Below are 22,337 nucleotides of genomic sequence, written 5' to 3'. Positions count from 1 at the left end.
TACCGTAAGCTCCAAACTATGATATACTACCAACGTTGAAATCATGGACTTATCGGAGGACTTAATGAGAAAAAACTCAAAAGTGCACGAGAAGAAAGCAAAGGTAATTCCGTTTTTCAAAACGGGAGAAGAATATTTTGAAAAAGCACTTAAAGCATATCAATACAAAGATTTATATAAAGCAAAACGATACCTTCAACGAGCATCAGAGTTGGACCGAGATGAGCCGTTAATTTTATATCAGCTAGCCACTATTTTAAATGAGTTAGGTGACTATAAAGAATCAAATGAATTATTACTTCATATTATCAACGATTTGGATTCTACAATGGTCAATTGTTACTATGTAATTGCGAACAATTTTGCGCATCTTGGATTATTTCAAGAAGCCTATAAATACGTTCAATGTTATTTACAAGAAGATGAAACTGGGGAGCTCCTAGAGGAAGCGGAAGAGCTTGAAGACCTCCTTTCCATTGACTTAGAATCAGATGAAGAATATGAGGAAGATGCGCTTATTTTAAAACAGGAGCAGGCAAAACAGTTGCTGCAAGATGCTCAGTTTGAAAAAGCCATTCATCTACTAGAAGAAATTATTCGGGACTATCCTGAGTTTTGGTCAGCTTACAATAATTTAGCATTAGCTCATTTTTATCTTAATCAAACAAATAAAGCTATTAGCTTATTAGATGAAGTGTTAGAAAGAAATCCTGGAAATCTACATGCTTTGTGTAATCAATTGGTGTTTCATTATTACGGACATAATCAGGCCGCTGTGAATCATTTGATTAAACAATTAAGCTGCGTGTACCCTTTATCTCTTGAGCATCAATATAAACTAGGATCGACGTTTGCTCTTGTTGGAGAATACAAGTTGGCATATAGGTGGTTAAAGGGGCTATATAAAAAAGGGTTTCAAGCAGACTCTTCTTTTCACTATTGGCTTTCTTACGCTGCTTATCATGTAGGATTTGAACAGTTTGCTAAGGATATATGGAAAAATGTTGGAGATTCAGGTTCGACAGTAAAGTTGGAAGCTCCTTGGCAATTTAACGAGAAGAATAATCGTCGTTTTTATTCTGAAATCGATGTTGTTGCTCAAGAGAAATGTGAAAGTACACATATTCATGATCAGCTGTATAGCCTGTACATGGCCAAGAAACTTCCCGATAAAGAACGGCTGCTTCTATTAGAAAAAATTAAACCATACATACATACAAGTTCGTTACTTGATGAAGTATATACGTATGTATGGCAGAATAAGCAGCATGTCATGTTTGAAATTGCAGATTTAATCCAAGCTGAAATTGAATCCGAAGTAGAGGCAGCTGGTATCATTCAGTTTTGGTTTAACATATATGTAGAGTTGAACAATACAAAGGCTGCTAAATGGGACCATGTTAATGTAAATGGATGGGCATCTGCAGCGACTTATTGTTACCAAAAGCAAGAGCAACAAGCTGTTTCTCAGGCAAAGATAGCTCACCTATATAGTATTTCTTTATCAACGGTACGCAAATACGTTAAAATCGTAAATAACCTGCTGAGTTGAGCAAAAAAATAGACGGTAGTGTCGTTAGCGTATTAGGATAAAATTAATCAAAAAAATATGAATAGATTCCTAAAAGGAGTGTTACTCAATGACAGAAGAAAAAATCTATGATGTCATTATTATTGGAGCTGGTCCAGCAGGAATGACTGCTGCTGTATATACGTCTCGTGCGGATTTATCAACATTAATGATTGAACGAGGAATTCCTGGTGGTCAAATGGCAAATACAGAAGACGTAGAAAACTACCCTGGATATGACCATATTCTAGGTCCAGATCTTTCAAATAAAATGTTTGAACATGCGAAAAAATTCGGTGCTGAATATGCATATGGTGACATTAAAGAAATTATTGAAGGTGAAGAATATAAGACGGTTGTAGCTGGCAAAAAAGAATACAAAGCGCGCGCTATTATTATCGCAACAGGTGCAGAGTACAAAAAATTAGGTGCTCCTGGTGAAAAAGAATTAGGCGGACGCGGTGTTTCTTACTGTGCAGTATGTGACGGAGCTTTCTTTAAAGGAAAAGAGCTTGTCGTTGTTGGTGGAGGAGACTCTGCTGTTGAAGAGGGCGTTTATTTAACACGCTTTGCAACAAAAGTAACGATTGTTCACCGTCGCGAGGAGCTTCGTGCTCAAAAAATCTTACAACAGCGTGCATTTGATAATGAGAAAGTAGACTTTATCTGGAATCACACTGTAAAAGAAGTGAACGAAAAAGACGGTAAAGTAGGCAGCGTAACGCTTGTGAATACCCAAACTGGTGAAGAACAAGAATTTGGAGCTGACGGCGTATTCATTTATATTGGCATGGTTCCTTTAACAAAGCCGTTTGAAGGCTTAAACATCACAAATGCTGAAGGTTATATTGAAACGAACGAGCAAATGGAAACGCGTGTCCCAGGAATTTTTGCTGCTGGTGATGTTCGTGAAAAAGCACTTCGTCAAATCGTTACAGCAACAGGTGATGGAAGTATTGCTGCCCAAGCAGCTCAACACTATATTGAAGAACTGAAAGAAAAGTTAAAAGCCGTTAACTAATTTGTTACCTGCATCTTTACAAAAAGTTATTCTGTTTTAAAGTATTTGTAACGTACGTGCAATGTTTATGGGGTATTATATAAATAGTAATTGACCCCCTTTTATAAAAAAGTAAATTTGACGGGCGTAGGACTTGTTCCTAGGCCTTTTTTTTTGGACTATTTTTTGCACTATCGACATATATTTTCAGAAAATTTAGTATTAAATAAGTGTCTTCGTTGTGAGGGTTGTTTGTTTCGTAGTATAATGATAGACAGAAAAGTGAAGAGAAGAAGAGGTGGAAAGATGCAACGAGTTACGAATTGTGTATTAGTGAAAGATGGAAAAGTGCTATTACTTCAAAAGCCAAGGCGGAATTGGTGGGTAGCTCCCGGTGGAAAAATGGAACAAGGGGAATCTGTAAAGGATTCTGTTGTTCGAGAATTTCGTGAAGAAACAGGCATCTACCTGAAGAATCCAACTGTAAAAGGTATTTTTACATTTACAATGAAAGAAAATGATAAAATTGCATCCGAGTGGATGATGTTTACTTTTTTTGCTACCGACTTTGATGGGACAAATGTGCTAGAATCAGAAGAAGGAAAGCTAGGTTGGCATAATTTAAATGATGTTAGTGAATTACCAATGGCACCAGGAGATCACCATATTATTGATTACGTGGCAAAAGGGTCTGGTGTAATCTATGGTAATTTTACATACACGACTGATTTTGAATTATTGTCTTATCGAATCGATCCTTGCTAATGATTTATTTGGATAAACAATGAAAAATTTCGGTTTTAATAGGGGGTAAACAAATGAGTACTGGATCTGTAAGCGATATTCAATTAGTTATTATTACTGGAATGTCAGGTGCAGGAAAAACAGTGGCGATTCAAAGTTTTGAAGATTTAGGTTTTTTTTGCGTGGACAATCTTCCCCCAACGCTATTACCTAAGTTCCTTGAACTTATGAAAGAATCTGGAAATAAGATGAACAAAGTAGCGCTTGTTATGGATTTAAGAGGACGAGAATTCTTTGATAGCTTATTTGAAGCTCTAGATAATATGAGTGAAACAACATGGGTTATGCCTCAAATCCTCTTTTTAGATGCCAAAGACTCTGTTCTTGTAACAAGATACAAAGAAACAAGGCGTTCACATCCTCTTGCTCCTTCTGGATTACCGTTAGAAGGTATTAGTATGGAACGTGAGCTATTAGAGGAGCTAAAAGGACGTGCTCAGTTAATTTATGAAACCTCTGACTTAAAACCAAGAGAACTGCGAGAGAAAATTCTTACGCAGTTTGCTTCACATGCTTCACCTGTTTTTACAGTGAACGTTATGTCATTTGGATTTAAGTATGGAGTGCCAATCGATGCGGACCTTGTTTTTGATGTTCGCTTTCTGCCAAACCCGCACTATATTGATCATATGAGGCCAAAAACAGGACTTGAAGAAGAAGTTTCTTCTTATGTGTTGAAATGGAGCGAAACGCAGAAGTTTGTTGAAAAAGTGCTTGATCTTTTAACATTTATGCTACCGCAGTATAAACGTGAAGGGAAAAGTCAACTTGTCATCGCGATTGGCTGTACGGGTGGTCAACACCGCTCGGTTACTTTGGCTGAACATATCGGCCATCACTTTGAAAAAGACTATAAAACACATATTTCTCATCGAGACATCGAGAAGAGGAAGGAAAAATATAGATGAATAGTGAACAGCCTGCAAAAGTCGTTGTCATTGGAGGAGGAACAGGGTTGCCTGTATTATTAAGGGGATTGAAAGAATATCCTCTTGATATTACAGCAATTGTAACGGTTGCTGACGACGGCGGAAGTTCTGGGAGGCTTCGAGATGAGCTAGAGATTCCGGCTCCTGGTGATATTCGAAATGTGTTAGCGGCATTATCTGATGTTGAGCCGTTGGTAGAAGAGTTGTTTCAACATCGTTTTGAAACTGGAAATGAATTGATTGGTCACTCACTGGGGAATTTGCTTTTAGCTGCAATGACATCTATTACAGGTGATTTTGTGCATGCGATTCGTGAGATGAGCAAAGTGCTAAATGTTCGTGGTAAAGTATTACCTTCAGCTAATCGGAGCGTAGTGCTACATGCAGAAATGGAAGACGGAGTAATTGTCACAGGAGAATCTAAGATTCCGGAGTATGGAAAAAGAATTAAGCGCGTATTTTTATCTCCAGAAGATATCAAGCCTTCTGCTGAAGCGTTAAAAGCAATTCGTAAAGCTGACTTAATTATATTAGGTCCAGGTAGCTTATATACAAGCATCCTACCTAATTTACTTGTTCCAGATATTCGAGATGAGCTGTGTACGACAAAAGCGAGAAAAGTGTATGTGTGTAATGTGATGACGCAGCAAGGCGAAACATTAGGCTTTAAAGCAAGTGATCACGTAAAGGCTTTATATGATCATATGCCTTGTGCATTCTTAGACGCAATTATTGTCAATAATGCGCCAATTCCTGCGCCGTTAAAAAAGCGCTATGAAGTTGAACAGGCACAGCCTGTAGAGTATGACAGAGAAGTGCTGACTGAATTAGGGCTAGAAGTGTTGGAAGAACAAATTATTCAATACGATGGTAGCGTTATTCGTCATGATACGAAAAAAGTAGCACGTCTTATCTTTAATATGTTGCGTAACATCAATTGACCCAGCTTATTATGACAAAAGAACGGAGGTGAGAACGGTGTCGTTTGCTTCAGAAACAAAAAAAGAACTTACTAATTTAGAAGTGAAAGACTGCTGTGCAAAAGCAGAGCTTTCAGCTTTAATTCGAATGAATGGGTCTTTAGCATTTTCCAATCGTAACTTGACAGTGGATGTGCAAACCGAAAATGCAGCCATTGCTAGAAGAATTTATGTCCTTTTAAAAAAATCGTATAACGTAACAGTAGAGCTATTAGTTCGTAAAAAAATGAGGCTAAAAAAGAACAATGTTTATATTGTTCGCCTTGTAGAAAAAGCTCGGTTTCTATTGGAGGACTTAAAAATTCTAAATGAAGGCTTCACATTTACTCATAATATCTCAGAGGAGCTCGTCAAAAAGAAGTGTTGTAAGCGTTCATATTTAAGAGGAGCTTTCTTAGCGGGAGGATCGATTAATAATCCAGAGACATCCTCTTATCATTTAGAAATCTTTTCTCTTTATAAAGAGCATAACGAAGCGCTTTGTGAATTAATGAATACGTTTGGCTTAAACAGTAAAACACTTGAGCGGAAAAAAGGATATATTAATTATTTAAAAGAAGCAGAGAAAATCACAGAATTCTTAAGTATTGTTGGTGCACATAGCGCCTTGTTACGCTTTGAAGACGTTCGTATTGTACGAGATATGCGTAACTCTGTTAATCGACTCGTCAATTGTGAAACAGCGAACTTAAACAAAACCATTGGTGCTGCGATTCGGCAGGTAGAAAATATTCGTTATATTCAAGAGACGGTGGGGCTTGAAGTACTGCCTGAAAAGCTTCGAGAAATTGCGCGCTTACGAGTAGAATATCAAGATGTAACGTTAAAAGAGCTAGGGGAAATGGTATCTGGCGGGCAAATTAGCAAATCTGGAATTAATCATCGTCTACGCAAGATTGATGAAATTGCTGATAAACTGCGTGCTGGACAACCGGTTACGTAAAGCAAGGGACATGGGAGGGAAACGTAGTGGAAAAACAAGTAGAAATCAAATTGAGAACAGGCTTACAAGCAAGAGTGGCAGCCATGTTTGTTCAAGAGGCTAATCGTTTTACATCGGACGTATTTTTAAAGAAAGATGAAAAAGTAGTAAATGCTAAGAGTATTATGGGGTTGATGAGCTTAGCACTAAACCGTGGCACCGTTATTACGTTAATTGCTGAAGGTAGCGATGAAGAGGAAGCAGTTGAAGCTCTTTGTGCTTACGTAGAAAATGATGCATAAAAAAACCGTCCCTACTCGGGGACGGTTTTTCCTATTACTTCGGATCATTTGTTAAAATTTTATCAATTAATCCGTATTCAAGAGCACGTTCAGCAGTCATAAAGTTATCGCGATCTGTATCACGTTGAAGAACTTCTAATGGTTGACCAGTGCGCTCAGCTAAAATGTGATTTAATTTCTCACGTAAGAAAAGAATACGTTTAGCAGCAATTTCAATTTCTGTTGCTTGACCTTGCGCTCCACCTAAAGGTTGGTGAATCATTACTTCACTATTTGGTAATGCAAAACGTTTGCCTTTTTCACCTGCAGCAAGTAAGAAAGCACCCATTGAAGCAGCCATTCCGATACAAATTGTTGATACTTTTGGCTTGATAAATTGCATTGTATCGTAAATCGCCATACCTGCTGTAATTGATCCACCAGGACTGTTAATGTAAAGTGAAATATCTTTTTCTGGGTCTTCTGCTGCTAAGAATAGAAGCTGTGATACAATTGAGTTTGCAACGTTATCATCAATTGCACTTCCAAGCATAATGATACGGTCTTTTAACAGACGTGAATAAATGTCGTATGCACGCTCGCCGCGGTTTGTTTGTTCAATAACTGTAGGAATTAGATTCATATAAAATTCCTCCTTAACAAGAATAATTTGTTATGTACCTTATAATACATGTAAGGTCAATAAAGGTCAAACAAAAGAACTGTTCTTTACACATATTCGCTTTATCTCTTATGTATTCCTCTTCTGTACTCTATAAATTTTTCCCGATTGCCCTAAAAATAAACGTTGTATACTTGAAAAGATTGGTTTTCTTTCCTATAATAAAAGCAGTCATCATAGGAATAATGATTTATTTTATGCCCTCGTAGTGTAGTGGATAGCACAAGAGATTCCGGTTCTCTTAGGGTGGGTTCGAATCCTGTCGAGGGCGTCTTAAAGCGTTGCAAACTTGCAACGCTTTTTTATTTGTTCTGTAAAAACTGTATATTCTATATGTGGATAGACCTAATAATTCCTAAGTTAATTCGTTTGTCACGGTTGCCAATTTTGGCAGAATACTATAAAACAAGTATATAAGGAAAAGTAAAACTAAGGAGGAAAAATTGTGAAATCCCTTAACAAGTTTTTTATTGTCAGTGCATCTCTTGCGTTGTTGCTTTCCGCATGTGGTTCGAATGAAGAAGCATCAACACAAGAAAAGTCTCAGCAAGTTCAACAAGAAGATGAAGCATCAGTGTCAGAGGAGCAGTCTGACAGTAAAGATTCTCAGGCGAATAAAGAGCCAGAAGAGACTGAAAGTAATGACGTGGAGTCAAAAGGCGAATTAACACCAGATAAAGAAGAGCCAGTAGTCGAAGAGAAAACAAATGAGAATGTAAAAGAAAAGCCTTCCAACGAAAAGTCTTCAACCGAGTCACCTGAAGACAAGGAACAAACAGCAGTAACGAAAGAAGAGCAAGAAGCAAAGCCAGCAGAAGAACAAAAGCCAACAGAAGAACAAAAGGATGCTGCATCAAATGAAAAGCCAAAAGAAGAGCAACCGGTAGAAAATCCTGAAGTTCAAGACAAAGAATTAGTTCAAAGTGATAATCAAGAGTATGCAATTAAAGTACTTGAAGGCTACGAACTAGCTGCAGAAGAGCCTGGTCGTGATACGGTAATGTATAAAGAAGATGGCTCTCAATTTATGCGCATTGAACTTCTATCAGATATCTCCGAAAAACAAGCAGTAGAAGTAGTAAAGCAAACCGCAATGGCAGTTGACCCTAATGCTTCACAAAAAGCAAGCGTTCCAGCTGAAGGTAAGCTTGCGAATGCAGAGTGGTATGAAGCAAAGTCTAATGACGTGAATGTACAAGTTATTGTAACGAAAGGAACAAAGCCTGTTAAGATTACAATCTTTTCTAAATCAGCTGAGCAAACGGATAAATTTATTGAAATGGCAAATACGATTCAATAAACCGTTAGAAAAAGTCTGAAGGGTAAGCGTTTCAGCTAATTATACATCCGAACCATCAGCAGTAGTAGCTGTTGATAGTTGGGGTGTTTTTTGTTAGTTCGGAAAGCAAACAAAAAAATAACGGAGCGCAATGAAACGAACTTATTCTTACACCCTAACTACTGTAGAAAAGTCAGTATTTGTCTTTAGGGAAGAAACCATTTAGTAATTTTTCAGCCTCTCTTTGTTTCGATATATTTCTTCTTCTAACTCTTCTTGTAAGCGTTGCTAAGTGACAAAGTTCAAAGTAGAATAAACAGTGGGAGGGAGAAACAATGGAGGTAGGTTTATTTCAACAGCAGTCTTTAAAGCTTTCCATGTCGAAAGAGTTATCGCAGGCAATTTCTCTTTTACAATATTCATCGCTGGATATTGCATCATTTATACAAGAGCAAGCGATGCAAAACCCACTTATTGATTTTGGTGATGCCCCGTTATTTACAAGTAGACCTTCAGTTTATAAGCAAAGTGTTAATGATGATAAAGACTTACTAAACTCAATTGCTTCTAAGCAAGAAACATTAACTGAGCATTTGCTAAGTCAACTTGTTTTTTTGGAATTAACGATGAAGGAACAAGATATCATTTGCTATATGATTGAGAACTTGGATGAGCATGGGTACCTAAAGGAGGACTTAGTGCTTGTAGCACAAGCATGTAGTTGCACCTTGGAAGAAGTGGAAATAGTGTTAAATTCCCTTCAACAGCTAGATCCTATAGGGGTAGGAGCAAGAAATCTTCAGGAATGTTTACTGATACAGCTAGAGCAAAGCGGACAGCTTTCTGATGACTTAGAAATAATTTTGACAGAATATTTTCAAGAGTTTGCGTATAAAAAGTGGAATAAAATTTCAAAAGAGTGCGGCATATCGCTTGAGCAAGTTCAGAAATACCATGATCAAATTAAGCGTTTGAATCCTCGTCCAGGATTACTATATGCCACTCAAGCAGAGCGCTTTATCATTCCCGATTATATTATAAAGAAAGAGGGCGATGAGCTAGTCGCTTACGCCAATGAAGAGCTGGACTTCCGATTATCGGTTAATGATGCGTATAGACAAAGTTTAACGCTTCAAGATAATCATGCGGTTAAGCCATACTTGCAAGAAAAATACCGAGAGTTTCAATGGATTTTAAAAGGACTTCAGACCCGGAAACAGACGCTAAACGCAATTGTTCATGGACTACTAGAAAAGCAGCAAAGGTTTTTTCAACATGGCCCATCTTTTTTACAACCATTAACGATGAAGGAACTAGCAGACTATATTAACGTTCACGAGTCAACGGTGAGTCGAGCGACAACGCATAAGTATATTCAAACACCTTTTGGAACTTTTTCTATGAAGTCGTTTTTTACAGCGAGCTTAAAACAGGGTAACACTGAAGAAACCTCCGTCGTGACGGTAAAAGAGCTTATTAAACAGTTAGTAGAAAAAGAAGATAAAAAGAAGCCTTTATCTGATCAACAGCTCACGAATCAGTTATTAACACAGTATGATGTGAAAATATCAAGAAGAACGGTAGCTAAATACCGTGAACAGCTAAACATTGCTTCATCTAGTCAAAGAAAGGTTTATGTATAATCCGATTAAAAAGAAGGTGATGTCGATGCAGGTTGTTTTATATACAAGAAAAACATGTCCTTTATGTGAAGAAGCTAAAGAAATGTTAACTGCTTTACAGCATGACCTTGATTTTAGGGTGATTGAAAAGGATATTTACTTAGATGAACGTTTGCTAGAACAATTTCACCTTATGATTCCGGTTATAGAAATTGATGGTGAGGTTGTTATGTATGGCAAAATTCAAAGAGAAAATATAAGAAAGCGTTTACTTTTGAAAAAGGCCATCAGATGAGTTGAATAAAGGATTCACTCCTGTTAGAATAAAAAATGTAACAGGGTGAATTTTTTTTTGCGTAGGTGGGACAAAATATGTCTATGTGGGACTTTGATTGTCCAACGAGCTTACACCTTAAGGAGATTTAAACATGCGTTCATTAATAGAAGTACAACGAAAATTATTGCCTGAACTTCTATCTGTTATGCAAAAGCGATATCAAATCTTGCAGTACATACGTCTAATGCAACCAATCGGTAGACGCAACTTAGCTGTTAGTTTAGGATTAACAGAGCGTGTGTTACGCAGTGAGGTTACATTCTTGAAAGAGCAAGATTTAATCGATGTGCAGACAACTGGAATGACACTTACCACAGAAGGTGAGCTACTGCTACACGATTTAGAAATCGTAATGAAAGAAGTTTCAGGACTTCGATTATTGGAAACAACATTAAAAGAGACTTTTTCTTTAGCAGAAGTCGTTGTTGTTTCTGGAGATAGCGATTCTTCACTTTTTGTTAAAAACGAAATGGGTAGAGCTGCTGTGTCGTGCATCAAAGAGCGCCTTGTTGATTCCAAAAAGATTGTCGCTGTTACAGGTGGTACAACGCTTGCCGCTGTTGCTAATATGATGACACCCGATATTAAGCACCCTGATGTTCTATTTGTGCCAGCTCGTGGTGGGCTTGGTGAAAATGTTCAAAACCAAGCGAACACTATTTGCGCAAAAATGGCTGAAAAATCGATGGGTCAGTATCGTCTTCTTCATGTGCCAGACCAGCTAAGTGACGAAGCCTACAAGTCAATTGTAGGGGAACCTTCCATTCGGGAGATGATTCAATTAATTAAGTCAGCAAGTATGGTTGTTCATGGAATAGGAGACGCTATGACAATGGCGGAGCGTCGAAGGACATCTTCAGAAGACTTAGAAAAAGTCAAAAAAGGACATGCTGTTGGTGAAGCTTTTGGATACTACTTCAATCAAAAGGGAGAAGTTGTTCATAAAGTGAAAACAGTTGGCATACAACTCGATGATTTAAAGAACAATAAATGTGTCATCGCAGTAGCAGGTGGTTCTTCGAAGGCAAAGGCAATTCGAGCATTTATGCAACAAGCACATCATTCGATTCTCATTACAGATGAAGGTGCTGCAAAAGAGTTAGTAAGGGATTTTAATTAATCCCTGATTATAAAAAATACTTTTTACATTCAAGGAGGAAATACCCATGGTAGTAAAAATTGGTATTAACGGATTTGGTCGTATCGGCCGTAACGTATTCCGCGCAGCTTTAAAAAACGATAACGTTGAGGTAGTAGCAATTAACGACTTAACTGACGCTAACATGCTTGCTCATCTTTTAAAATATGATTCTGTACACGGTAAATTAGATGCAGAAGTAGTAGTAGATGGCAACAATTTAGTAGTAAATGGTAAAACAATCGAAATCTCTGCTGAGCGTGACCCAGCTCAATTATCTTGGGGTAAACAAGGCGTAGATATCGTTGTTGAATCTACTGGATTCTTCACTAAACGCGCTGACGCTGCTAAGCACTTAGAAGCAGGAGCTAAAAAAGTAATCATCTCTGCTCCAGCAAGCGATGAGGACATCACAATCGTAATGGGTGTTAACGAAGACAAATACGATGCAGCTAACCATAACGTAATTTCAAACGCTTCTTGTACAACTAACTGCTTAGCGCCATTCGCTAAAGTATTAAACGACAAGTTTGGTCTTAAACGTGGAATGATGACAACAGTTCACTCTTACACAAATGACCAACAAATCTTAGACTTACCACATAAAGATTACCGTCGTGCTCGTGCAGCAGCTGAGAACATCATCCCAACTTCAACTGGTGCTGCTAAAGCTGTATCTCTAGTGTTACCTGAATTAAAAGGTAAATTAAACGGTGGAGCTATGCGTGTTCCAACTCCAAACGTTTCTCTAGTAGACCTAGTTGCTGAACTTGACAAAGAAGTAACTGTTGAAGATGTAAACAACGCTCTTAAAGAAGCTGCTGAAGGCGATCTTAAAGGTATCCTTGGTTACAGCGAAGAGCCACTAGTATCTGGTGACTACAACGGTAACATCAACTCTTCTACAATCGACGCATTATCTACAATGGTAATGGAAGGTAACATGGTAAAAGTTATCTCTTGGTACGATAACGAGAGCGGATACTCTAACCGTGTAGTAGACTTAGCTCAATACATCGCTGCTAAAGGACTATAAGAAAAGCGAAAGCGACTCTTTAGTCATAGTTGGATAGATATCCCATAAGGTACTATTTTGTTTTTTATTGGATATCTTAAATGAGAAATACTATAATAAGACTTGCTAAGGAAGAGAGGGGAACCCCCCCTCTTCCTTGATTTATGTATCGGCTTCTAAAGCATAAACATCATCTTATTGCTAGTCGCGGAATTTTTCATATTGTAAGGCGCCAATGTATGAAAAATTACTGCAGCCAGCTATATTATGATTTACATAGAAGCCTACTTGCTTAGTACCCATAATACTTAAGGAGGCCTTTTGACGATGAACAAAAAAACGTTGAAAGACATCGATGTAAAAGGAAAGCGAGTATTTTGTCGCGTAGACTTTAACGTACCAATGAAAGACGGAAAAGTAACAGATGAAACTCGTATTCGTGCAGCTCTTCCTACTATTCAACACCTAGTAGAACAAGGTGCAAAAGTAATTTTAGCTAGCCATCTTGGACGTCCAAAAGGCGAAGTAGTTGAAGAATTACGTTTAACTGCTGTTGCAGAGCGTTTACAGGCTCTTTTAGGTAAAGACGTAGCAAAAGCTGACGAAGCTTTTGGCGAAAATGTACAAAAAACAATCGACGGCATGAACGAAGGCGATGTTTTAGTACTTGAAAACGTACGTTTCTACCCAGGTGAAGAGAAAAATGATGCTGAGTTAGCAAAAGCATTTGCTGAATTAGCAGACGTTTACGTAAATGATGCATTCGGTGCTGCTCACCGTGCACATGCTTCAACTGAAGGAATTGCTCACCATATCCCAGCAGTAGCAGGTTTCTTAATGGAAAAAGAACTTGATGTGCTTTCTAAAGCATTATCAAATCCAGACCGTCCATTCACTGCAATTGTTGGTGGAGCAAAAGTTAAAGACAAAATCGATGTAATTGATAATCTGCTTGATAAAGTAGATAACCTAATTATCGGTGGAGGACTTTCTTACACATTTATTAAGGCACTAGGCCATGAAGTAGGTAAATCTCTTCTTGAAGAAGATAAGATTGATCTTGCAAAATCGTTCATGGATAAAGCAAAGAAAAATGGTGTTAACTTCTACATGCCAGTAGACGTGGTAGTAGCAGATGACTTCTCAAATGATGCAAACACTCAAGTGGTATCAATTGAGAACATTCCAAGCGATTGGGAAGGTTTAGATGCGGGACCAAAAACGCGTGAAATCTATGCTGACGTAATCAAAAATTCTAAGCTAGTTATCTGGAATGGACCAATGGGTGTATTTGAACTAGATGCATTCGCTAATGGTACAAAAGCAGTAGCGGAAGCTTTAGCTGAAGCAACTGACACATATTCAGTAATCGGTGGAGGAGACTCTGCTGCAGCTGTTGAGAAATTTGGTTTAGCTGATAAAATGAGCCATATTTCTACAGGTGGCGGTGCGTCACTAGAGTTTATGGAAGGTAAAGAACTTCCAGGCGTAGTTGCTCTAAACGATAAGTAAGTTGAACGTAACAGTTGGATGGAGGACCGACCTGAAAACTGATGCTAAAAACGAACATCAAAAGAGTAACGAGTGGGAGATAAAAGAGATAAAAAGAGTGTGGACCGACCTCTTTTTAACAGCACCCTCTTTTTGATCCAACGTGAGTGAAGGGAAACCAACAATAAACAAAGGACGGTGTTACACATGCGTAAACCAATCATTGCAGGAAACTGGAAGATGAACAAAGTGCTTTCAGAAGCAACAAGCTTTGTAGAAGAAGTAAAAGGAGCAGTACCATCTCCTGAGAGCGTAGAATCAGTAGTATGTGCTCCAGCATTATTTTTAGATCGCTTAGTAGAAGCAACTAAAGGTACAGACTTAAAAATTGGTGCACAAAACATGCACTTTGAAGAAAGCGGAGCATTCACTGGAGAAGTAAGCCCAGTTGCACTAGCTGACTTAGGCGTGAACTATGTAATCTTAGGTCACTCTGAGCGTCGCGAAATGTTCGCTGAAACTGACGAAACAGTAAATCAAAAAACAATCGCTTCATTCAAACATGGTTTAACACCAATCGTTTGTTGCGGTGAAACAAATGAAGAGTATGAGCAAGATCAAACAAAAACAGTTGTAGCTAACCAAGTCCAAAAAGCGTTAGCTGGTTTAACTGACGAGCAAGCAAAACAAGTTGTTATTGCGTATGAGCCAATCTGGGCAATCGGTACAGGGAAATCTTCAACTGCAGAAGGGGCAAACGAAGTTTGTGCTTATATCCGCAGCGTAGTAGCAGAGCAATTCTCTCAAGACGTAGCAGATGCAGTTCGTATTCAATACGGCGGAAGCGTAAAGCCTGCTAATATTAAAGAATACATGTCTCAATCAGACATTGACGGTGCTTTAGTAGGTGGAGCAAGCTTAGAAGCTGCTTCATTCTTACAGCTTTTGGAGGCTGGTAAGTAATGAGCAAGAAACCAACAGCATTAATCATCTTAGATGGTTTTGCATTACGTGATGAAGAAAAGGGTAATGCAGTTAAACATGCAAAAAAACCAAACTTCGATCGTTACTGGAACGAGTTTCCACATGCGACGCTTCAAGCATCAGGTGAAGCTGTAGGTCTACCAGAAGGCCAAATGGGTAACTCGGAAGTAGGACACTTAAATATCGGTGCAGGTCGTATTGTTTATCAAAGCTTAACACGCGTGAATGTAGCAATTCGCGAAGGTGAGTTTGAGAAAAACGAAACGCTTGTAGCTGCGGTGAAGCACGCAAAAGAAAAAGGTACAAGCCTTCATCTTTTCGGACTTTTATCGGACGGTGGTGTTCACAGTCACATCGAGCATCTATATGCTCTTCTTCGCTTAGCGAAAAAAGAAGGTCTAGAGAAAGTGTATATCCACGGTTTCTTAGATGGTCGTGACGTAGCACCTCAATCTGCAGAGCAGTATTTAAAAGAATTAAATGAAAAAATTGAAGAGTACGGCGTTGGGGAAGTTGCAACACTTTCAGGACGTTACTACTCAATGGACCGTGACAAACGCTGGGAGCGCGTTGAAAAAGCTTATCGCGCAATGGTTTACGGTGAAGGTCCATCTTATACAAGCCCAGAAGAGTGCGTAAAAGACTCTTACGAAAACGGCGTATACGACGAATTCGTCTTACCTTCTGTTATTACAAAAGAAGACGGTTCACCTGTTGCGACAATCAAAGACGAAGATGCAGTTATTTTCTATAACTTCCGTCCTGATCGTGCGATTCAAATTTCAAATACGTTTGCAAACGAAGACTTCCGCTCGTTTGATCGCGGTGAAAAACATCCGAAAAACTTACATTTCGTATGCTTAACTCACTTTAGTGAAACAGTTAACGGATATGTAGCTTTCAAGCCTGTTAACTTGGATAATACGCTTGGTGAAGTATTATCTCAAAACAACTTAAAGCAGCTTCGTATTGCAGAAACAGAAAAATACCCACACGTAACGTTCTTTATGAGCGGTGGACGTGAAGCAGAGTTTCCTGGTGAAAAGCGAATCTTAATCGATTCACCAAAAGTAGCAACATACGATTTAAAACCTGAGATGAGTGCTTATGAGGTGACGGACGCGTTGCTTGCAGAAATCGAAGGGGACAAGCAAGATGCTATTATTTTAAACTTTGCAAACCCAGATATGGTTGGACACTCTGGTATGTTAGAGCCAACAGTTAAAGCAATTGAGACAGTCGATGAATGCCTAGGTAAAATTGTGGATGCGATTTTAGCTAAAGGTGGTACAGCAATCATCACAGCAGACCATGGTAACTCTGATGAAGTTGTAACGCTTGAAGGTAACCCAATGACGGCTCATACAACAAATCCAGTTCCAGTTATCGTAACAAAGCAAGGCGTAGAGCTTCGTGAAGATGGTATTCTAGGTGACTTAGCTCCTACAATGCTTAACCTTTTAGATGTAGCTCAGCCAAAAGAAATGACAGGTAAAACATTAATTAAATAATTGATTTTTAAAGGAGAGTTTTAAAATGCCAACAATTCTTGACATTTATGCACGCGAAGTATTAGATTCTCGCGGTAACCCAACAGTTGAAGTTGAAGTATACACTGAGTCAGGCGCTTTCGGACGCGCAATCGTACCAAGTGGTGCTTCTACTGGTGAACACGAAGCAGTAGAACTACGTGATGGTGACAAATCTCGTTACCTAGGTAAAGGTGTATTAAAAGCAGTTGAAAACGTAAACGAAATCATCGCTCCTGAATTAGTAGGTATGGACGCAACTGACCAAATCGGTATCGACCGCCTTATGATCGAGCTAGATGGTACTGAAAATAAAGGTAAACTAGGTGCTAACGCTATCCTTGGTGTATCTATGGCAGTAGCTCATGCAGCAGCTGACTTCGTAGGTCTTCCATTATACCGTTACCTTGGTGGATTCAACGCTAAGCAATTACCAACTCCAATGATGAACATCATCAACGGCGGTTCTCATGCTGATAACAACGTTGACTTCCAAGAATTCATGATCTTACCTGTAGGAGCTCCTACATTTAAAGAAGCAATCCGTATGGGTGCTGAAGTATTCCACGCGTTAAAAGCTGTATTATCTGCAAAAGGCTTAAACACAGCTGTAGGTGACGAAGGTGGATTCGCTCCAAACCTTGGTTCTAACCGTGAAGCATTAGAAGTAATCGTTGAAGCAATCGAAAAAGCTGGCTACAAAGCTGGTCAAGACATCCAATTAGGTATGGACGTTGCTTCTTCTGAATTCTTCAACAAAGAAACTGGTAAATACGATTTAGCTGGAGAAGGCCGCAACGGTTTAACTTCTGCTGAAATGGTAGACTTCTACGAAGAATTAGTTAACGAATTCCCAATCGTTTCAATCGAAGACGGTTTAGATGAAAATGACTGGGATGGTCACAAACTTTTAACTGATCGTATCGGTGGTAAAGTACAACTTGTTGGTGACGATTTATTCGTAACAAATACGAAGAAGCTTGCTCAAGGTATCGAACAAGGTGTAGGTAACTCTATCCTTATCAAAGTTAACCAAATCGGTACATTAACTGAAACATTTGAAGCAATTGAAATGGCTAAACGCGCTGGTTACACAGCTGTAGTTTCTCACCGTTCTGGTGAAACTGAAGATGCAACAATCGCTGATATCGCTGTTGCAACAAACGCTGGCCAAATCAAAACTGGTTCTATGTCTCGTACAGACCGTATTGCGAAATACAACCAATTACTACGTATTGAAGACGAGTTAGGTGCTCTAGCTGTATACGATGGTGCTAAATCTTTCTATAACTTAAAGAAATAAGTTATATGATTGATAAAAAAAGATGGATGAAAGCTTTCATCCATCTTTTTTTATTGTCCTGACTTGTACCAATAGTCATTTTATGATAAATTTACTTTAAAGTAGTCTGATTTTTAGCATATAAAAATATTTTGTATAGATAGCAACAATTTATTTTCCTTATCTACAGGAGGTAGCATATGCATCCATTTCTTATCACGCTGCTAGTTATTGTTTCAATTGCGCTAATCGTGGTTGTTGTTCTTCAAACAAGCAAATCCACTGGCTTATCTGGAGCAATTTCAGGTGGTGCTGAAACATTATTCGGTAAGCAAAAAGCGCGTGGACTTGATTTAGTACTGCACCGTTTAACGGTTGTATTATCCGTGCTGTTTTTCTTATTAACGCTTGCGGTATCATATTTTCAACTGTAAGTTCGTTTGTAAATACCACCTGATGTATACGAATTTGGTATGTGCCAAGTTGTATACATCAGGTGGTATTTTTCATAAGTGTTCAATTCTTTAACTTTAAATTCATGTAATGATATAATGGATGTTTAATGAAAAAGATTCCATTTTGCTTGAGCAAATGGCATTACATAGACAAGCACAATGATTAGGTCACGTTGTGTGAGACATATCACATAAAAAAATGACTGATTCCTTCCTAGTTGTAGACATTATAGAAAAAAGGAGTTAATTGAAATGAAAATTGCACAACCAAAACCATTTACTTTTGAAGGTGGAGAGAAAGCCGTATTGTTACTGCACGGCTTTACAGGTAATTCAGCAGATGTTCGTATGCTTGGACGTTTCTTGGAAAAGAAAGGATATACGTGCCATGCACCTCATTATAAAGGACATGGAGTAGCACCTGAAGAATTAGTACATACAGGCCCTGAAGATTGGTGGAAAGACGTAATGGATGGCTACCAGTTCTTAAAAGATCGTGGTCATGAAAGCATTGCAGCGGTTGGGTTATCACTTGGTGGCGTATTTTCGCTTAAATTAGGTTACACTGTACCTATAAAGGGTATTGTTCCAATGTGTGCGCCTATGTATATCAAAAGTGAAGAAATTATGTATGAAGGTGTTTTGGAGTACGCTCGCGAATATAAAAAGCGTGAAGGGAAATCTGAAGATCAAATCCAGCAAGAGATGGAAGAATTCAAGAAAACACCAATGAATACGTTAAACGCACTACAAGGACTAATTTCCGAAGTTAGGGACTCTGTTGATATGATTTATGCACCAACATTTGTTGTACAAGCGCGTAATGATCATATGATTAATACAGATAGTGCAAATATTATTTATAATAATGTTGAGTCACCTGTGAAAAATATTAAATGGTATGAAGAATCAGGTCATGCTATTACGTTAGATAAGGAAAGAGATCAGCTGCATGAAGATGTTTATCAATTCTTAGAAGCATTAGATTGGTAAAAGGCTAATTAAAAAATGAAGATGCATAAATGCTATTTTCAATAAACGGTGTTATTGATAAGCACAACGAAAAGGAGGGAAAGACATGGAACAAGAAATCCAACAGTACATTGACCGTTTGTTGACGTTCATGAAAGAAGAAACGTATAAACCTTTAACGGTCCAAGAATTAGAGAAAGAATTTGGGATTGAAGATTCGGCTGAGTTTAAAGATTTTGTAAAAGCTCTTGTGATTATGGAAGAACAAGGCCTTATAATTCGAGCAAGAAACAATCGATATGGTGTACCTGAAAGAATGAATTTCGTTAAAGGAAAAGTAACGGGGCATGCCAAAGGGTTTGCGTTTGTTGTTCCAGAAGAGCAAGGAGCAGATGATATTTTCATTCCACCCACGGAGACAAATAATGCAATGCATGGAGACATTGTATTAGCTCGCGTGCTGTCAGAGTCCTCTGGTAATCGCCGTGAAGGAACCATTGTTAAAATAATTGAACGTGGTACACAACAGATTGTTGGAACGTACACAGAAAGTAAAAACTTTGGGTTTGTTATTGCAGATGATAAAAAGGTTGCCGGAGATATCTTTATTCCTAAGGGTGCACGTAACGGAGCGGCAGAAGGACACAAAGTTGTGGTAGAGCTAACAAGCTACCCTGAGGGCCGCATGAATGCCGAAGGGAAAATTGTACAGATTTTAGGTCATAAAAATGATCCTGGTGTCGACATTATCTCAGTTATTCATAAATATGGTCTTCCACAAGAATTTCCTGGAGATGCTTTAGAACAAGCAATTAGTACACCTGAAACGATTTCAGAAGACGAAATAAAAGGTCGTCGAGATCTACGAGATCAAGTGATTGTTACGATTGATGGCGCAGATGCTAAAGACTTAGATGACGCCGTAACGGTGACAGAGCTTGAAAACGGCAACTATAAGTTAGGTGTTCACATTGCAGACGTTAGTCATTATGTAACAGAAGGTTCACCCATTGATGTAGAAGCAGCTGAACGTGGAACAAGTATCTACTTAGTGGACCGCGTAATTCCAATGATTCCACACCGATTATCAAACGGAATTTGTTCCTTGAATCCAAAAGTAAATCGGTTAACACTTTCCTGTGAAATGGAAATCACGCCAGCCGGAGAAGTTGTTAATCATGAAATTTTTGAAAGTGTAATCAAAACAACTGAGCGAATGACGTACTCCGATGTTAATAAAATTTTAACAGACAAAGATGAAGCTGTTTGTGCTCGCTATGAAGAACTGATTCCAATGTTTGAACGAATGAAAAAATTGGCAGAAATTCTTCGTAAAAAGCGTATGGACCGAGGGGCCATCGACTTTGACTTTAAAGAGGCAAAAGTATTAGTTGATGATGATGGTCACCCAACTGATGTGGTATTGCGTGAGCGCTCTGTATCAGAAAGATTGATTGAAGAGTTTATGCTAGCAGCAAATGAAACAGTGGCTGAGCATTTTCACTGGATGAACGTTCCATTTATGTATCGTATTCATGAAGATCCAAAAGAAGAAAAGCTTAATCGCTTTTTAGAATTTGTTACGAATTTTGGATATGCTGTAAAGGGAACTGGAAATGACATTCATCCTCGTGCGCTACAGGACATTTTAGAAGCCGTGGCGGGAACACCAGAAGAGATGGTCGTCTCTAAAGTAATGTTACGCTCGATGCAGCAAGCCAAATATCAAGCTGATAATCTTGGTCACTTTGGACTATCAGCCGAGTTCTACACGCATTTTACGTCTCCAATTCGTCGTTATCCAGATTTAATTGTTCATCGCTTAATTCGTACGTATTTAATCAACAATCAAGTCGATGAAGCAACGCAAGAAAAATGGAGCGAAAAGCTTCCTGAAATTGCGGATCATTCTTCAAGTATGGAAAGAAGATCAGTTGACGCAGAGCGTGAAACAGATGATATGAAAAAAGCCGAGTTTATGGCAGATAAAATTGGTGAAACGTTTGACGGAATTATCAGCTCAGTAACAAACTTTGGAATGTTTGTTGAGCTATCAAATACAATTGAAGGTCTTGTGCATGTTAGCGATTTAACGGATGACTATTACCGCTACGATGAACGTCATTATGCAATGATTGGTGAGAGAACAGGAAAAGTGTTCCGTATCGGGGACGAAATCGAAATTAAAGTTGCTGATGTGAATAAAGACGAGCGTGCCATTGACTTTGTTATTGTCGGCATGAAGACCAGTCAAAAGCGTTTGTCCAAAGACCGTCCAAAAGTGATTAACATGAAACAAAAATCACGCAAGGACGATAAAGGAGACCGTAGAGGTCGTCGTAAAGATAAAGCGGGCGATTCAAAAGGTGAATGGACAACGGAAAAGCCGAAAAAGAAGAAAAAGAAAAGATTCTTTGAAGGCGCACCAAATCTTAAAAAGAAAAAGAAGAAGCGTAAATAAGTGAATGGAAGCAGCCTTAACAGCTGCTTCTAAGCACGCGCAGAGTGATTAAAGGGGGAAGAAGTTAGGATGCCAAAAGGTGAAGGGAAAGTAGTTGCTCAAAATAAAAAAGCAAGGCATGACTATTTCATTGAAGAAACGTATGAAACAGGGATTGTCCTACAAGGAACGGAAATAAAATCGATTCGTAACGGACGCGTAAACTTAAAAGATTCGTTTGCACGCGTTCAAAATGGTGAGGTATTCTTACATAATATGCACGTTAGTCCATATGAACAAGGAAACCGTTACAATCACGAGCCATTGCGTACTCGTAAACTTTTACTTCACAAACGTGAAATCAATAAATTAATTGGCTATACCAAGGAAACAGGGTATTCACTCGTACCTTTAAAAATTTATTTAAAAAATGGCTTTGCTAAAGTTTTGCTAGGTCTTGGTAAGGGTAAAAAGAAATATGACAAGCGTGAAGATTTAAAGCGCAAAGAAGCAAAGCGCGATATAGAGCGAGCTTTCCGCGATCGTCAAAAAGAATAGTTACAGTATTTTACAATTGCAAAATACTTGTTTTGTGCTATAATAAAAATAGTTATTCGTTAGATGA

General features: G+C 38.4%; 21 protein-coding genes and 1 tRNA gene. 21 read left to right on the top strand and 1 reads right to left on the bottom strand.

Translation table 11 applies throughout. The features are described 5' to 3' along the window. Positions 1-64: 64 nt before the first annotated feature. The 7 genes from EPL02_RS08835 to EPL02_RS08805 all read left to right on the top strand — a co-directional run bounded on the left by EPL02_RS08835 (position 65) and on the right by EPL02_RS08805 (position 6,507). Positions 65-1,552, top strand: a complete 1,488-nt coding sequence (locus tag EPL02_RS08835) for a tetratricopeptide repeat protein (protein ID WP_131887492.1) — start codon at positions 65-67, stop codon at positions 1,550-1,552. Positions 1,553-1,640: 88 nt separating this feature from the next. Beyond that, positions 1,641-2,591, top strand: coding sequence for a thioredoxin-disulfide reductase (trxB, locus tag EPL02_RS08830; RefSeq protein WP_119542621.1), 951 nt, complete (start codon positions 1,641-1,643; stop codon positions 2,589-2,591). Between the two features lie 285 nt (positions 2,592-2,876). After that, positions 2,877-3,335, top strand: coding sequence for an 8-oxo-dGTP diphosphatase (locus EPL02_RS08825; protein ID WP_025907442.1), 459 nt, complete (start codon positions 2,877-2,879; stop codon positions 3,333-3,335). Between the two features lie 53 nt (positions 3,336-3,388). Continuing rightward, entirely contained in the window at positions 3,389-4,282 is an 894-nt protein-coding gene (rapZ, locus tag EPL02_RS08820; RefSeq protein WP_094911121.1) for an RNase adapter RapZ, read from the top strand. After that, the gene (locus EPL02_RS08815; protein ID WP_131887491.1) at positions 4,279-5,244 is read left to right on the top strand and encodes a gluconeogenesis factor YvcK family protein; all 966 of its coding nucleotides are present in this window, start codon (positions 4,279-4,281) and stop codon (positions 5,242-5,244) included. Before rapZ ends, EPL02_RS08815 begins: the two co-directional genes overlap by 4 nt. Positions 5,245-5,281: 37 nt before the next feature. After that, the gene (whiA, locus tag EPL02_RS08810; RefSeq protein WP_094911123.1) at positions 5,282-6,226 is read left to right on the top strand and encodes a DNA-binding protein WhiA; all 945 of its coding nucleotides are present in this window, start codon (positions 5,282-5,284) and stop codon (positions 6,224-6,226) included. Between the two features lie 26 nt (positions 6,227-6,252). After that, a complete protein-coding gene (locus tag EPL02_RS08805) occupies positions 6,253-6,507 on the top strand; it encodes an HPr family phosphocarrier protein (RefSeq protein ID WP_094911124.1) in 255 nt (84 codons plus the stop codon). Positions 6,508-6,541: 34 nt separating this feature from the next. Here EPL02_RS08805 and clpP read toward each other — a convergent pair whose 3' ends face one another. After that, positions 6,542-7,129: an ATP-dependent Clp endopeptidase proteolytic subunit ClpP gene (gene clpP, locus EPL02_RS08800; protein WP_025907449.1), complete on the bottom strand. Its 588-nt coding sequence runs from the start codon at positions 7,127-7,129 to the stop codon at positions 6,542-6,544. Between the two features lie 238 nt (positions 7,130-7,367). Between clpP and EPL02_RS08795 the strand changes: the two genes are divergently transcribed. The 14 genes from EPL02_RS08795 (at position 7,368) to smpB (ending at position 22,270) form a co-directional block, all read left to right on the top strand. Continuing rightward, positions 7,368-7,439: transfer RNA gene (locus tag EPL02_RS08795), tRNA-Arg, on the top strand. A 174-nt stretch (positions 7,440-7,613) separates the two neighbouring features. After that, positions 7,614-8,468: a prolipoprotein diacylglyceryl transferase gene (locus EPL02_RS08790; protein ID WP_131887490.1), complete on the top strand. Its 855-nt coding sequence runs from the start codon at positions 7,614-7,616 to the stop codon at positions 8,466-8,468. A 314-nt stretch (positions 8,469-8,782) separates the two neighbouring features. Then, positions 8,783-10,090, top strand: a complete 1,308-nt coding sequence (gene rpoN, locus EPL02_RS08785) for an RNA polymerase factor sigma-54 (protein WP_131887489.1) — start codon at positions 8,783-8,785, stop codon at positions 10,088-10,090. 25 nt (positions 10,091-10,115) lie between these two features. Beyond that, on the top strand, positions 10,116-10,364 hold the full coding sequence (locus EPL02_RS08780; protein ID WP_094911127.1) for a glutaredoxin family protein: 249 nt from the start codon (positions 10,116-10,118) through the stop codon (positions 10,362-10,364). A gap of 133 nt (positions 10,365-10,497) precedes the next feature. Beyond that, positions 10,498-11,526, top strand: a complete 1,029-nt coding sequence (locus EPL02_RS08775) for a sugar-binding transcriptional regulator (RefSeq protein WP_094911128.1) — start codon at positions 10,498-10,500, stop codon at positions 11,524-11,526. Between the two features lie 46 nt (positions 11,527-11,572). After that, entirely contained in the window at positions 11,573-12,580 is a 1,008-nt protein-coding gene (gene gap, locus EPL02_RS08770) for a type I glyceraldehyde-3-phosphate dehydrogenase (protein ID WP_025907458.1), read from the top strand. A 306-nt stretch (positions 12,581-12,886) separates the two neighbouring features. Next, complete coding sequence (locus EPL02_RS08765) at positions 12,887-14,071, top strand: phosphoglycerate kinase (protein ID WP_131887488.1); 1,185 nt, start codon at positions 12,887-12,889, stop codon at positions 14,069-14,071. A 186-nt stretch (positions 14,072-14,257) separates the two neighbouring features. Then, positions 14,258-15,013: a triose-phosphate isomerase gene (tpiA, locus tag EPL02_RS08760; protein ID WP_131887487.1), complete on the top strand. Its 756-nt coding sequence runs from the start codon at positions 14,258-14,260 to the stop codon at positions 15,011-15,013. Further along, a complete protein-coding gene (gene gpmI, locus EPL02_RS08755; protein WP_131887486.1) occupies positions 15,013-16,545 on the top strand; it encodes a 2,3-bisphosphoglycerate-independent phosphoglycerate mutase in 1,533 nt (510 codons plus the stop codon). The genes tpiA and gpmI overlap by 1 nt, the downstream gene beginning before the upstream one ends. A gap of 25 nt (positions 16,546-16,570) precedes the next feature. Beyond that, a complete protein-coding gene (gene eno, locus EPL02_RS08750; RefSeq protein ID WP_094911131.1) occupies positions 16,571-17,866 on the top strand; it encodes a phosphopyruvate hydratase in 1,296 nt (431 codons plus the stop codon). A 179-nt stretch (positions 17,867-18,045) separates the two neighbouring features. Beyond that, complete coding sequence (gene secG, locus EPL02_RS08745; RefSeq protein ID WP_094911132.1) at positions 18,046-18,279, top strand: preprotein translocase subunit SecG; 234 nt, start codon at positions 18,046-18,048, stop codon at positions 18,277-18,279. A 273-nt stretch (positions 18,280-18,552) separates the two neighbouring features. Next, the gene (locus EPL02_RS08740; protein ID WP_094911133.1) at positions 18,553-19,293 is read left to right on the top strand and encodes an alpha/beta hydrolase; all 741 of its coding nucleotides are present in this window, start codon (positions 18,553-18,555) and stop codon (positions 19,291-19,293) included. Positions 19,294-19,378: 85 nt separating this feature from the next. Next, positions 19,379-21,733, top strand: coding sequence for a ribonuclease R (gene rnr / locus EPL02_RS08735; RefSeq protein WP_131887485.1), 2,355 nt, complete (start codon positions 19,379-19,381; stop codon positions 21,731-21,733). Between the two features lie 69 nt (positions 21,734-21,802). Continuing rightward, the gene (gene smpB, locus EPL02_RS08730) at positions 21,803-22,270 is read left to right on the top strand and encodes an SsrA-binding protein SmpB (protein WP_076512327.1); all 468 of its coding nucleotides are present in this window, start codon (positions 21,803-21,805) and stop codon (positions 22,268-22,270) included. Positions 22,271-22,337: the final 67 nt, after the last annotated feature.

The sequence above is a fragment of the Bacillus sp. CBEL-1 genome (assembly GCF_004348885.1).
In the GTDB taxonomy this organism is placed as follows: domain Bacteria; phylum Bacillota; class Bacilli; order Bacillales; family Bacillaceae_H; genus Priestia; species Priestia aryabhattai_A.
The sequence above is the reverse complement of the archived record's forward strand: the minus strand, read 5'-3'. Positions and strand labels throughout refer to the sequence as shown.